Raw genomic sequence first — 13295 nt, 5'->3', positions numbered from 1 at the left:
ATTCGGGCGGTCCCACTGCGTATAAAACCCTTTTCCGGGTTTTCCCGACACTTAGCGACGGCTCTGCGGGGTGGTCTGCGTGAGTCTCCGCGCTCGGACCTACTCGCGGAGCCGCCGGTTTGTCACGCTCACGCACTGCCCGCTCTGCGGGTACGAATTCGACCGTGACGAGTCTCGACCCGACCACCTCGCCGACCACAGCCCCGAGGACGCGGGGCTGAACCCGCTCGGGGAGATCGACGATGACCACGACGCGCCGCTGTTCGGGGAGGTGACCGTCCGTGGCGAGTAGTTCTGCCCGCACTCAGCCCAGTCTTCGCTACGGGTACTGGATGCAGTTCTGGGCGGCCGTCTACGCACTAACGACGGTCTACCCTGACCCCGGCCTCACGTTCCTTACTGGGGCGCTGGTCGCTGTTCTCGTCGCGCTCATCTACGTGACGCGGCCCACGGCGTGGGGTGGTCGCGCGTGACCCGTGAGTACACCGTCGCGTTCCTCACCGCCGACGAGTTGCGGGATCTCGACGCCGACCCTGTACTGGAACCTGTGGACTACTGGAGAGGGTCGCAGTGAGGACGCTCGATCTCGCGGCCCACGAGTTCGATGCGAACCTCCACTTCGCCGAGAATGGTCTGAATCCGTGGTTTGGCGCCGACGCGCTCGTGAAGGATGCCGACGGCAGCCGGAGCGCGGAGTTCACGCACGCGGGCGAGCAGTGGGTTGCACGGCTATCCTACCGTGACGAAGGCGGACTGCTCCCGCCGACCGGCGGCGTCACCGACGGCGGCACGCACGTCGAGCACGACACGATTCGGGAGTTCAGCCTGAAGGTCGCCCGCCACCCCGACGAGGATCCCGTCGGCAAGCAGGATTTTACCGCGCATATCTCGCCGCGATGGGCGGGCCTCCACGCTGAGAACGGCGACGGTGACGTGGTGGAGATCCCCGTACCGCCGACGCTGCAGAACGACGGCCTGAACGTCCGAATTCAGGGCAGCAACATCGAGTTCACGCGGTATCTGGACCTCTTCCAGACGGCCGCGCGCGTGCTCGGCTTCTCGGCGGGGTACTTCGAGACGCCAGCTGCAACGAGCAACATTACGGACGCCGAGAAGTACGCGCGCGTCCACCGCGACAGCAGCGGCCCGGTCCACGGCCGCGATGGGCCGATAGCCTCGATGGCGCACCTCCTCGAGAACGACCGTACGGGCTACCGGAAACTCGTGCAGAACGACACCGACGAGAAGGGTGAGAATCTGGCCGGCTACTACCATACAGCGACACTCGACGCCGAGCGGCTCGGTGAGGCGTTCCCCGGCCACCGCTACCCGAAGGAGGTCAAACACTACTACGCCCGCGAAGCCGCGCGTCTCGACCCGGATAACCCGCTGGCACACCCGAAGGTCGGCGCCAGCCTCCAGCATTCGCTGCTGGAGCGCGAGCAGACCGTCTACTACGACGACCTCGTAGACCTGGAGCGCGAGTTAGACCAGACAGTCCTGTCGGTTCTGTCGGATGCCGGCTTCGACGTTTCGCCCGGCAACATGGGCGGCAGTCCCTACGTCAAGAATGATGCGTATTGGGCTCCTTCGACGAGCGAGCGCGGCCCGGACCCAATTCAGTTAGACCTCACGCGGATTCGGCAGGAACAGGAAAGCGTGGTCGTGCGCCACCTCACGGACGGACTGTCGCCGATTCAGTGGGAATCGCTCGATATGCTTGTCACGGACGGTGGCGAAGTCTCTCCGCAGGATATTGCGGAGGCGAACGACCGGCACGTTGGTAGCGTCCGGCGGGCGCTGCGTGCAATGGAGGAACTCGTCTCCCGGAAGTACGGCGAGGTCGGGCTGCGCTCGGACTACGTCGCTGAAATGGTGCACGATGCCGTACAGGACGCCCGTGAGGCGACGCGGACGGCCGTTGAGACCTCCGCAAAGGCGATAGAAGCGGCCGAACGCGGCGCTTCTGACGCGATGGCCGAGTGGGTCGCGTGGTGCAATCGCCACGGCGTCGACATTCGGAATCGCGCGGATGCCCTGGAGATCGACCTCGGCGAGTTCGATGGAGTGACGTGGTCGTACAATGGGCTGCCGAGCACGGTCTCGCACCGGCTGAAGACGGCCTTCGAGAAGTGGGAGGCAGCTGGCCAAGACCCTGAGCGATTCCGGCAGGCAGTTGTGAAGTTCCGCGCGAACGGCGTCGACGCAACCCGTCGCGCGTGGAAGGCGCTCCGGTAGCGCGGCCCGCGGATAGTGGCAACACCGTCCAGAACACCGTTTGACGCAACTTTACTTGCCGTGAGACGGCTCGTTAGTGCAATCTCAGTTGCGATGGGCGGCCTCGACGCGGGCGGCCGGCGCGATCACGCCGACCGCACCCACGCGGAGAATCTCACGGGGGGCGTTCGATTCTCCGTTAGGGGTGTGGCTAAGGCCACCAATCCAAAACACTCCCCACCATTCCGCAGCCGCACCTGCAACCACCCTAGGGCGCGCGAAAAATTAACAGCACTCCTCTGTTTTATCTGAACTATCCAATGGTCTCCCCTCTCCCAATCATCGGAGTAGTTATATTAGTTATATCATATATTATACTCCACTCATATCGGGAATTATTTATCAAAGATAGGTTCGCCGCATTGCCTCTCCTATATCCAATCTTAATGGCGAAACAGAAAATCGCAATTTCGTTGTACAAGAGAAAGAGAACTAGTGTGGCTCTTCTGACTCTACAGAAGGCATATTTTGGATACTTTCGGAAAATACCCAGAATTGGTTATATAAAGAAGGATGTGTCGGTAGCTATTCTCACTCTCGGCGCTGTGGCCGTGATCTACACCACCACACAGAACCTGATTGCATCAATAACGACGTTTTACGCTTCTTTTCTCTTCTTTCAAGGCATCTTGTCTGACATGCCAATTTTAGCTACATATACACTATTCAGTTAGTTACGCAGACGAAGAGGAGGGAGAAGATGCTAAATTTTGGGCGGGTTCGTATGTTCAGAACTTGGGCGAGGTAGATGCAATCGATGTCGATATCTCATTTAGAATATGCGATGAGTATGGTCGTCCCCTTTGTATGTGGCAAGACATAGAACAACCCCCCACTGATAGAAACATCAACGAATCTAGTAAAGTCATTTCCATACCTAAGTCGGGAACTACCGAGATATGCAGCATCCCTTTTGACCGATTAGATGAATTTGTAGAGGCGTCCGCATCTGATAGAACTGATCTCAACACGATGTTCTCCTTAAGCGAAGATATGGAATCTTCTTCCTTCTTTGTTCAGGTTAGAGCTGATAGACAGACGACGGCCCCTTTCCTCTCAGATAGGTCAATAATACGAATCGGGACCGAACGACCTGAAACACTCCGATAATCCCTATTGATATAACGTTCACTTCTTCGAAGTTTCCATCTACCCACGGGGTCTCACGCCGAGAGAGTCGCTTTCCTGAATATGCACACGAGCCCGTGAACCTCGTGTGCATATCTCGGCGCCCATAGCCCATCGAAGTTGACCGCGACCGCGCCGATCACCCCGACACTCGTGAAATCGGGGTGAAATCACCCGTTGAATTGCCCGAGATACATGGGTTAAGCGGGGTCGTGTGTACGAGACGAGTATGCGAATCCGGACTGACGGCGATTACGCCCATCGCCTCGACGCCATCGAATCAGCCATGGAAGTACTCGACGAGAATACGAAGACCGCTGCCGTGATCGCTGCCTGCGAGCACGCTCGTCAAGATCGGAAAGCGAAGCAGAAGGCGTTAGCCCATCCGGATATGACGCCCGAACTCGCGGAGATCTTGAGTACCTCGGTGCTGCAGCTCTCCTACGAAACCCACACTAGTCTCAACACACGATAAGCGCAGGTTCGATAAGTACCTGCGCTGTGCTACTCAATGTCCGTTAGTACCTTCACGCGAAGTGAGAGCACAGAGAGGGGGGATGAGAGGGGGAGTTGTGCCCTCACGCGTCACACAACCGTGCTCTGGTGCGACCGCCGAACGGGAATCCCGTCCGGCACGGCGAATCGCCCTGGCCGCATCAACGGGGATTCGCATCTCTCACTCGAATAATTAGAACAATAAACCTTCTCCCTCCAGTACTAGGGAAATCAGATTACACACCTACAGAAGCGGTGTCAGCAGATGTGAGAGACACAGTAGACAGTGCTACTGAGTAGTTGCTGAGTACAGTGGGGCTTCTGAACGTTTTCGGTAGTCTATACCGTGATTAACTGATTGTCAACCCCGTCCTCACTCCGAGGTGTCTCGCCCCATGATAACTGCTTGCCCGTCTTGATACAGGGTGATGCGAAAGCCCTCGTAGGTGAACTCAATGATTCCCTGCGCTTCTGCCGGCGGCGGTGACGAGTACAACGAGGAAATCAAGCCGTCCACCCACGAATACAGCGGGTCCATCTCGTCGTGTTCAACTCCTTTCAAGTCCGCGATGATCTTCACCAACTCGGTCGAGGGGTCTTCGGCTGGCTCCTCAAAGATACTCCGGTGGAAAACTGCCGCGTCATGTTCACTCACATCAGCGTCTGACTTGCTCATGCATACGCTGGTTCCACGGTTTGATGGAAACCTGTAGTGACCATCTCCTTGCCTGATGCTGTCAGCAGTCGTTCCAACTCCTAACCTGGTCGAGCCCCAGTTTCCAGTACTGACTACAATCATGGGTGGGTCTTCCAACTGGACTCGGTTATGACACAACCCTGCTTAGCGCCTGTTCCACGACAGATAGTGCCGAACTATAGTATTCTAACAGAGCGTCCACATCGAAGCTCGTCGCCCAAGTTCAGTTACGACTCGCCGAGGTCGTGCTCGCGCTCGAAATGAGTGATGACTGCTTCAGTCGCCGTCTCACCTGTCGCCTCAATCTCGGACCCACACTTGATACAGTTCATATCCGACGTGGAATAGCGGACAATAATAAACCGTCTGGGGGCGATTAGAGCACGGCCTGAATCGAAATCTTCGCTTGCTCGGTCCCTCTGTGGTCTCCACCGCCGTGCCATCGCATCGTCGGAAGCCGAGATGCTCGACGCCGCCCATGTGCGAGCACCTGGACGCCGCGACCGCGAACCCGATACGCTGCGAACAGGTAGACACCGCTGTTCTGCTGTAACTTCTCGTGGTACTCCCGATAGATTTTGAAGTTACCAGGCGGGCCATCGGCATGCTCATGCATCGCGGCCTTGATCTCGACGGGCGTACCGTCCGGGGCGTCGGCGTCCTTCCAGCTCGCCCGCGAGAGTTCGACGCCGTACTCTTCGGCCATCTTGTATTCGACCGCGGTCCCGTAGGAATTTGCGCGGTGGGACGGCACGCTACGCGCCTCCCGCGCATCGCGCGCTCTTATATATATCTCTGCGGCGGCACCGGGCCGCACGCGCCCATTGGGGCGAGCACGCCTCGCGTGCTCGCCGCTGCCGCGATGGGCTACCAGTAAAGGGGGGCGGGTTACGCTTTACACGTTTACAGGTCGACGCAGTCATGCGATAGCGGCCTCCACGTCCGAAACCCATTCACGCTTCTCGCCGCCGTCTTGGTATTCCTCCCACCAATTCCGGACGGTAGTATGCGTGTACGGGACGTTTTCCGCGATTTCGCGCGGCGAACGCCCCGATTCCATACCTTGCGCGATTGTCCACATAGAGACGCGTTTCACGTCCATTTCGGCGACTTCAGGCTCGTCGCTGTCGTCGCTCGTCTTTTGCCACGACCAACTGGACGCCTCCTTGTCGTTGTAGTCCCAATCCGACTTCGGAACTCCCTCGAACTCGCCGACCTTCCCACGGAGTTGGCCGTTCGTGACGCGCTCCCAGATGCTCGCCTTCTTCTTCGACTCCTTCTTGACGATCACGCCGAGGCGCCACAGCAGCGGGTGAATCGAACTCTCGTCGTGAGCGATGACGATGAGCGCCCCGCCGTACTTCCGGACCTTGAACACTAAGGGTCCCATCAGTTTCCGCGTCAGTTGGCCGTCCTTCCCGCTGCCACTCGCTTCCGAGCTGAGTTCGTCGAGGATGGCGAGCTTCGGCGTCTGGTCGTGGTGTAGGGGATTGCCGTCCTGCTGGAGCCACTCCTTGAGAGCGGGAAAACTCGGCAGGTAGCCGTCGCGCTGTTGGCCGCGGGCGTCCCGCCAGTCGGACTTCTCGCGCAGGCTCTTGATGTTCGTGCCGACGAGCGCGGACGGATTCCTGTGGACGTAGCGTTGCCCGAGCAGCGTGGCAAACTGTGACTTTCCGGCGCCCATCTCGCCGAGTATCACGACGACCGGTGCGGCGCCGTTAATCAGTTCGTCCACCTGCTCGATAGCCTTCACACCGGAGATATCCGCGCGCTGGTTCGTGTTCCCTTGCTGGTGCTGGAGCGTCGTCATGTCGCCGTCGGCGACGGCTTGGCGGCCGGCGTCGGTCGCTTCCATCCGCCGCAGATTCCGCGCGAGCTCGAGATCGCGCGCTTGGCCGGGCATCGTCTCGGCCGCCTTCGCCCGATCGGGGTCGTATTCCTGTTCAACCACGGCGAGAAACCGCGAGATATCCGAATCACGGACGAGTGCGGTGTGCGGGTAGGCGTCGGGGTCGCGCTCGTCGTAGCCATCGACGTGCTCGCGGTAGCCGGCGACGATATGCGGGTCCGTCTGGTCGCTCTGCTGGTCACTCATTCGTAGGTTCCTCCATCGGCGGCCGTTCCCTGCCCATCGCCCATGTCAGCGGCCGGGTTGTGCGTCTCGCCGGCCGGAAGCGCGTCAGCGTGGTAGTCGGGGAGGTCGTCGGCCGTGATGTCGCTGAGTTCGTCGTCTGTGACACCCTCAGCACGCTCCCGGAAATCCTCTGTAATGTCCTGTACGGCGTCCTTGTCGAGTTGTTCGCCCTTCTCGCGTGCTTCTGCAACTCGATTGATGATGCGCGTCTGGAGGTCTGCCGCGAGGTCGCTGATAGAGTCGCGCATATACGCGAGCGCGAGGTGCGAATCCACGAGGTCCTCGTACATCCGCTCCATGTGGGATTTCGAGGTGAGTAGCTTCGTGTCCTGCATCTCCGAGAGGTACACGCCGGAAACTGTGAGTTGCCCACCATCGCCGTATTCGGGCGCCCAGTCGAACTCCCGAACAGCGACAGCGTCTCCGTCGTTGACGCGGTAGGGGGCGGGGCCGTCGACGCGCTTCTCCGTCCACAATTCTGGCGGGACGAAGTACGTCTTCACGATGTCGTCGACGGAGTTGACGTGATGGACCTCGACGTACCGGCGCGTGCGCAGCCACCCGACGAAGCGTAGGCCAGCGATGAACATCGGCGGGCCGAGCACGAGCCACCCGACGAGGACGTTCGTCGTCCACGGTGGCGCCCCTGGAACGCTCGGGTTGAACCACCACACCGCGACGCCGGCCGCAACGAGGATGCCCGCGACGAGCAACTGCGCCTCCGCGAGCACGTACGTCGCGCGGTCGCTCCAATTCGAGAATGTCGCGCTCAGGTCACTCATACTGATGCCTCCACGGGTTCGCCGCCCTCCTGGTAGAGTTTCCACAGCGCCGCGCCGATGAACGACACCAGGACGATCCCCGCGCCGGCCAGCCACCCGACTGTACCCGACGAGTCGCGGAACGGCGACAGACTCGGCGACTCGATGACCTCCGCGTACAGGACCTCCTCGGTGGCGATCGAGACGCCAACGTAGCCCCGGTCTGTCTCAGTTACGTCAAACTCGATCGTGTTGCGGCCGTCCTGCGCGACGAACGTGCGGCGGTTGATAGTGCCGCCGTCGATGAACCCGCCCGCGTCGGAGAGAGTCACCGCCGTTGCACCGTCGGATTCGAGCACGACCGTCGCCGTGCCCGTGCTCGCGTCGTAGGACGACGAGACGAGCGTAAGCGAATCGTCGATGCGCTCGCCGCTGCTGCCGTCGCCGCCGCTACCGCCGGAGGCTGCGGCAGTCGTGGGCGGTGGGCTGTCGGTCGTCGGCGCCGCAGTCGTGCTCGCCTGTTCGTTGAGCCAGCCAGAGACCGCTACCGACCACTCGGCGCCGACCGCGCTCAAGCGACTCTGTAGCCGGGAAGCGGCCGCCTCTGGCAGACTCTCTTTCACGTCCGCAGCCACCGAGCGAGCGCGCTCCTCAGAGAGTTGCGCGGTCACAGCGTCGAGCGCGCCCGCCGGCACCTCCCCGCGAGCGTCCGCGGACCGAACGAGCATCCATCTGTACACCTCCGCTGCCTGCTCGCCGTCGAGGCCGTCGGCGTTCGACTCTACCCACGTCGTGATGTTCGCGGCGTGCTCGTCGGCGTCCCCGGACTGGATCAGCGACAGAACGCGCTCGGTGGTTAGGTTCACGGCCGTCGAGTTGTTCGCAGCATCAATCTGTGCCACACGATCTAGATGCTCGGCCGTGGACTGTGGGCCGGACGTCGAGGCGCTCGGCGCGGTCGCGGCGGCGCCGGCGATCGGCGCGGCGACGAGCGAGGCAAGCAGTACGACTATCGAAGCGGTGAGTTTGACGTTCATAAATTGGGGGAAGGGTCGGGAGTTAGTTGCGTCCGAGCACGAACACGGCCGCGCCTGCGAGCAGTAGCACGCCGGGGATGGCGCCACCGGCCCCGAAGTCGGGAAGGAGGCCGCCGCCGCCCGCGTTCCGCTGCTCCTGCTGCCGAGCGTTAATCTCGGCGGTGAGTTGGTCCAAGTCCTCCTGTAGCGCCTTGAACTCGGACGTATTCGCCGTCTGGTAGTTGATATCTCGATACTCCACCGTCTCATTCTCTGCCAGCTGCTCGCCGTCCGCAGTCTCCACGGATTCGAGCGTGAACGTGCCTTCTAGCTCCACCGTGTCGCCGTCGTCGAGCGCGACGAACTGCGCGCCCGTGATGTTCGAGGCGTTGTACGTGCCGCCGACAGCGTACCCGTCGGCCGGCTTCCCGTCGCTCATCAGGGTACCGGTGTACGTGGTGCCGTCCGCAGTCACGTTCATGCGCCCGAGATTCGAGAGGTTCTGCGGCGCGTCGATGCTCATTGCCGACAGCGTCCGCAGCGTCCACGTATCCGACGTTTCGGGGTCGTACTCCCGAGCGCCGAGATACGGATCTACAAGCTCGCTCTCGTTGATTTCGCCCTGCTGGTAGCTGTCGTACGTGTTGTTGACGAACGTGTCTAACTGACTCTGTACCTCGTCGTTCTGCTGCTCAATCTCCGCCCAACGGTCGGCGGTGTTGTTGAGATTGAGGTACTGCAAATACTCGAAGTTATCATTCGGTGGTTCGACGCCGAACCCACGAACCCGCATCGTACCGTAGCTGTCCGTGTGCTCGTAGTACCCCGTCGTCAGGGAGATCTTCTCAGCGGTAAAGTTGTAATCCGTCGTACCGCTCAGATGCGTCCCATTAGGGTCAATAAGGGCGTACTGGATGGTTTCATCCGTGGAATTAACCAGCGAGATGGTTTCCGTTCCAGTACCCCAACCAATCTCATGCTCCTCGTTATTGGAGTCCTGCGTATACTCGCCGTCAAAACCGATGTAACTGGAGTTAACGCCGGTAGTGTTATTCGCAGTCGTCCGGGCGCTATCCGTAACTGTCACGCTGATATTCCAAGCAGCAATAACGTTCTGCTGCTTGACGGCGTAGTAATCAGCAACGGCCTCACGCGCCCGGTTACGAGCGACAGACTCCGAAGAACCATTTTCTAAAGCACGGATGTACGCATTCTTACCCTCCATGAGCGCGATGCTCTCGGTATCATTCAGGTAATTAGCGTACGCCGTACTCGTCAGTTCACTGTTCTCGTCTTGGATGCTGGCTTGATCGTAGATCTCTTTCTCAGTTTCTTCCGCGTCGGTCTTCTGAAGCGCGTCGCTATCAGTTGTTGGCTCATTCTTAATGTAGTTGTCATAGGTGTAGTACGCGGCGGCGCCGACGACGATGCCGGCGCCGAGCGCTACCTGCCCTTCGCCGCGCTCGACGTACTGCCCGGCCGCGTCGTCCATGCTGTCCACGCCAGGCTGCATGAACGCGCCACCGAGCGCGGCCGCGCCCACGAGGAGCACGCCCGCGACGATCGCGAACGCGGTTTGTAGGCTGTTCCGCATTCTTACCACCTCAGTACCACGCAGTCACGGTGTACGCGCTCGAAAGCAGGATGAACGCCACCGCGCCGATGGCCTGACTCCCGAGCACGAGGTCTTGAATAGCGGGAATGAACGCCATGCCGACGAGCACAACCAGCCCACCGCCCACGGCGATAGACTCCAGCTCATCGAGATCGTCCCAGCCGTCGCCAGCGCGATTCGTCGCCCACGACGCCGCGAGCGCAACCACGCCGATGACGAACGCGAGGCTGATGCTCACGCCCGACCCAGAGAACAGCGTCTGGTCTAGGGAATGCCCGAAAAGGGTGAACGTGCCGATGCCGGTGACGACGACAGCGGCGAGGCTGAAAAGCGGTGCAACGACCACGTCTTGCAGGTCGAAACCTCCCTCAGTGTGAAGGCTGAATACGTCTGAAGTTGCCATGCTGCGCGTCGGATGACGCGCATCCGCTACTTAACCCAAGGAATCGCAAAAAACGAGAGTTGAATTTAGATGTTATTAGGCGTCTTCAAGCTCGACTTCTTCTTGAGTCACCACAGTCTTTGAGCCACCGCTTCCGATGGCAGTTACAGTCACTTGGACCGTACGAGTGGTGTCCCCACCAAGAGTGAGCGTATTACCCGATGTTGCATTGTAGCTTTCCGCTTGTGAAGAATCAAGCTCAATTGTTGCAGTTTGACCCACTTCTTCAAGTGTGACTGGGTCACTACCCGCTGCAGTTACGTTGACCTCAACAGCATTACCTTCACTAATCCACGTTGCACCTGCTGTGCCATCATCGTTTTCGCTAACGTCTACTCCTGCTTGGACGTTCTCGCTAACGGAGTCACCGAATCCGAGCACGAAGCTCGCGATGACGGCGGCCAGGATGACTGTAATCGCTACCATCAGAATGACGCCGATAACCGGCGATACCCCACGCTCGTCTTGGTCAGGGATCTCGAAATTGACTTTCATGTTATCGCCCCACGCATGACACTCTGGTCAGGCGCTTATCAACGAATGAGATTCGCCTGTAATAAAACCTCTGCGGCATCTATTAGGACTTCTAACAGGTGTAGGACGCTCGTCTGACGCTTCGAAAGGCCACGGGGGGCGCCGCGGCCATAATGGAAATCAGCTTCGAGATGCTGACTACCTCGGAATCTAACCGAGGTAATTTTAATTTCGGTTCTATCCGTAGAAAGTTTTCCGGTTGGTCGCAGGCTCAGCGAGACAAGTCATCCGGGTCGATGTCGCCAGTAAGATAGCCTCGGCCACGGTCTGTGATTCGGTAGAGCCCATCATCGGTGTTTTCGACGAGATCGTGGTCCGCGAGCTTCCGGATGCGTCGATTCACGTACTGCCGCGAGTAGTCGATGTTCGCCGCGACGACGTGTGGAGTGGCGACGATCTCCGTTTCCTCGAAGAATTCGAGGATGTAGTCATCAGCGCGAGTCATCCACTCCACTCGGGGGCGCATACCCCGATTCCAGCCGGTTAGGTACAAATAATCCTTTCATGCGTTGATTTTGAGTTATTGTATGGGTGCTTGTGGGTATACGAACGTAATTATTATCCCGGTGGCCTCTATTGGTGGGGCGTGAGGCAGTCTCCGTCGATGCGGAGAAGGAGTCGGTCGGTACGCCGGTTGGCAGCCGGCGGGGACGCCTCGCCGTAAGCCCATGCGAGACGCCCACACTGCGAAAGTGGACGACGGAGAACTTAACCCAAGGACTGCGGGCGAGACTAGTCGTTACCTTCGAAATCAAGCGCTCCGCAATTTAATAGCTCCAGTTCCACTTTCACCCCGCGGCAGGCATCGTATTATGGGCTCTGCCTCCCGAGAAGCAAATCGCTCCGTCGCGGCCACTCCCGGCCTCCCCTTCCACTACCACCTGACAGGGGCGGCCGGGTGGTCACCCGCGGGTCTCGTCGACCCCGCCGCGACGACGCCGAAGCGCACGCCAACGACGCAGCCACGAGACCATGCAGGACCTAGACAACGGCCACCAAGAAACTGACGAACAGCCCGCTAACCAGCGTATTCGAACTACGGAGGGCGGCGAGTGAGCAACTCGACGCGCCGCCGTCGAGACCCGGCAGAGCTGTCGCCCCGGCAGGCGAAAGAGCGCTTCCTCCGGCGGCGTCGAGCTGACCGGACCGAGAGCTCCATTCAGAGCTACCACGGACGCCTCAAGCTATTCGTGGAGTGGTGTGAGGGCGTCGGTATCACGGAGGTAGGCGATCTCCAGCCGTACGACCTCAACGAGTACTACGACATCCGGAGTGGCGAAATCGCCGCGACGAGCGTCGAGAACGAGATGTATACGCTCAAGGAGTTCTGCAAGTTCCTCGAAACGCTCGGGGCGACGGACCGCGACCTCGCCGAGAAGGTCCCGTTCCCCGACGTGGGCCGAGACGAGCGCTCAAGCGATGCAAAGCTGCACCACGAGCAAGCTCACGCCCTGATTCGCCACTACCGGAACGGCCCAAACGACCGGGGGACGCGCGCCCATGTCCTGCTCGAGCTCGCCTGGTTCACGGGCGCTCGAATCGGCGGCCTCCGAGCGCTCGACCTCCGCGACGTGAACCACGGGGAGGACTTCATCGAGTTCCGGCACCGTCCGGGGAGCGACACGCCGCTCAAGAACAAGTATCGGGGAGAGCGGCCGGTAGCACTTCCAGAAGAGACGATGCAGGCACTCTCGACGTTCATCCAGCAGAACCGCTACGACGTACACGACGAACACGGGCGCCAGCCGTTGCTCGCGTCTACTCGTGGACGGCCGACTGCGAACACCATCCGGACGTGGTGTTACATGGCTACGCTCCCGTGCGTCCGTGGTTCGTGCCCTCACGGGAAGGAAATTGCAAACTGCGAGTGGACGGACCGGGACCGCGCGAGCAAGTGCCCGTCGAGTCGGTCGCCCCACCCCGTGCGGACGGGTTCGATTACGTACCAGCTGGACGCTGGCGTCCCGCGAGAAGTCGTCTCGGCCCGGTGCGACACGGACCAGATTGAAGAGTTCTACGACAAGCCCGGCGAGCAGGAGCGGTGGCGTCGCTACCGTCGACAGATGGAGCGCCAGCGCCGCCAGCACGTCGATTCTCTCGACCCATTCACCAATGATTCAGCGTAACTCAGAATCCGACAGTACAGCCGTCGAAACGCGCGCGAGCACCAGAGGATGCTATTCGGGCGGTCCCACT

At 60.2% G+C, this 13295-nt stretch carries 15 protein-coding genes; 6 read left to right on the top strand and 9 right to left on the bottom strand.

All coding sequences use genetic code 11. From position 1 onward, the window contains the following. Positions 1–79: 79 nt before the first annotated feature. The 5 genes from G9C83_RS15895 (at position 80) to G9C83_RS15875 (ending at position 3880) form a co-directional block, all read left to right on the top strand. On the top strand, positions 80–292 hold the full coding sequence (locus G9C83_RS15895) for a hypothetical protein (protein WP_167247771.1): 213 nt from the start codon (positions 80–82) through the stop codon (positions 290–292). A 40-nt stretch (positions 293–332) separates the two neighbouring features. Continuing rightward, positions 333–473, top strand: coding sequence for a hypothetical protein (locus tag G9C83_RS15890; RefSeq protein ID WP_167247769.1), 141 nt, complete (start codon positions 333–335; stop codon positions 471–473). Between the two features lie 97 nt (positions 474–570). Then, a complete protein-coding gene (locus G9C83_RS15885; RefSeq protein ID WP_167247767.1) occupies positions 571–2238 on the top strand; it encodes a helix-turn-helix domain-containing protein in 1668 nt (555 codons plus the stop codon). Between the two features lie 299 nt (positions 2239–2537). Beyond that, a complete protein-coding gene (locus G9C83_RS15880; protein ID WP_167247765.1) occupies positions 2538–2951 on the top strand; it encodes a hypothetical protein in 414 nt (137 codons plus the stop codon). 683 nt (positions 2952–3634) lie between these two features. Then, the gene (locus tag G9C83_RS15875; RefSeq protein WP_243838108.1) at positions 3635–3880 is read left to right on the top strand and encodes a hypothetical protein; all 246 of its coding nucleotides are present in this window, start codon (positions 3635–3637) and stop codon (positions 3878–3880) included. Between the two features lie 393 nt (positions 3881–4273). On the opposite strand, the gene G9C83_RS15870 is transcribed toward G9C83_RS15875, so the two are convergent. From G9C83_RS15870 to G9C83_RS15830, 9 genes are all read right to left on the bottom strand, one after another. Then, entirely contained in the window at positions 4274–4576 is a 303-nt protein-coding gene (locus tag G9C83_RS15870; RefSeq protein ID WP_167247763.1) for a HalOD1 output domain-containing protein, read from the bottom strand. A gap of 397 nt (positions 4577–4973) precedes the next feature. Beyond that, entirely contained in the window at positions 4974–5303 is a 330-nt protein-coding gene (locus G9C83_RS15865) for a hypothetical protein (RefSeq protein ID WP_167247761.1), read from the bottom strand. Positions 5304–5516: 213 nt separating this feature from the next. After that, positions 5517–6692, bottom strand: a complete 1176-nt coding sequence (locus G9C83_RS15860; protein ID WP_167247759.1) for an ATP-binding protein — start codon at positions 6690–6692, stop codon at positions 5517–5519. Beyond that, positions 6689–7513 (bottom strand): hypothetical protein, encoded by an 825-nt coding sequence (locus G9C83_RS15855; protein WP_167247757.1) that lies wholly within the window; start codon positions 7511–7513, stop codon positions 6689–6691. The genes G9C83_RS15860 and G9C83_RS15855 overlap by 4 nt, the downstream gene beginning before the upstream one ends. Next, positions 7510–8394, bottom strand: a complete 885-nt coding sequence (locus G9C83_RS15850) for a hypothetical protein (protein WP_167247755.1) — start codon at positions 8392–8394, stop codon at positions 7510–7512. The genes G9C83_RS15855 and G9C83_RS15850 overlap by 4 nt, the downstream gene beginning before the upstream one ends. Positions 8395–8551: 157 nt before the next feature. Next, positions 8552–10102 (bottom strand): hypothetical protein, encoded by a 1551-nt coding sequence (locus tag G9C83_RS15845; RefSeq protein WP_167247753.1) that lies wholly within the window; start codon positions 10100–10102, stop codon positions 8552–8554. A gap of 10 nt (positions 10103–10112) precedes the next feature. Continuing rightward, positions 10113–10526 carry a hypothetical protein gene (locus G9C83_RS15840; RefSeq protein ID WP_167247751.1) on the bottom strand — a complete coding sequence of 138 codons (414 nt, stop codon included), beginning with the start codon at positions 10524–10526 and terminating at the stop codon, positions 10113–10115. A 75-nt stretch (positions 10527–10601) separates the two neighbouring features. After that, positions 10602–11060, bottom strand: a complete 459-nt coding sequence (locus G9C83_RS15835; protein WP_167247749.1) for a type IV pilin — start codon at positions 11058–11060, stop codon at positions 10602–10604. 250 nt (positions 11061–11310) lie between these two features. Further along, positions 11311–11565, bottom strand: a complete 255-nt coding sequence (locus G9C83_RS15830; RefSeq protein ID WP_167247747.1) for a winged helix-turn-helix domain-containing protein — start codon at positions 11563–11565, stop codon at positions 11311–11313. Between the two features lie 724 nt (positions 11566–12289). On the opposite strand from G9C83_RS15830, the gene G9C83_RS15825 reads away from it, so the two are divergent. Further along, positions 12290–13225, top strand: coding sequence for a tyrosine-type recombinase/integrase (locus G9C83_RS15825; RefSeq protein ID WP_347877814.1), 936 nt, complete (start codon positions 12290–12292; stop codon positions 13223–13225). Positions 13226–13295 lie beyond the last annotated feature (70 nt).

The sequence above is a fragment of the Halobacterium sp. R2-5 genome (assembly GCF_011734195.1).
GTDB lineage: Archaea > Halobacteriota > Halobacteria > Halobacteriales > Halobacteriaceae > Halobacterium.
Note: the sequence above shows the minus strand (reverse complement) of the source record. Positions and strands in the feature narration are given on the sequence as shown.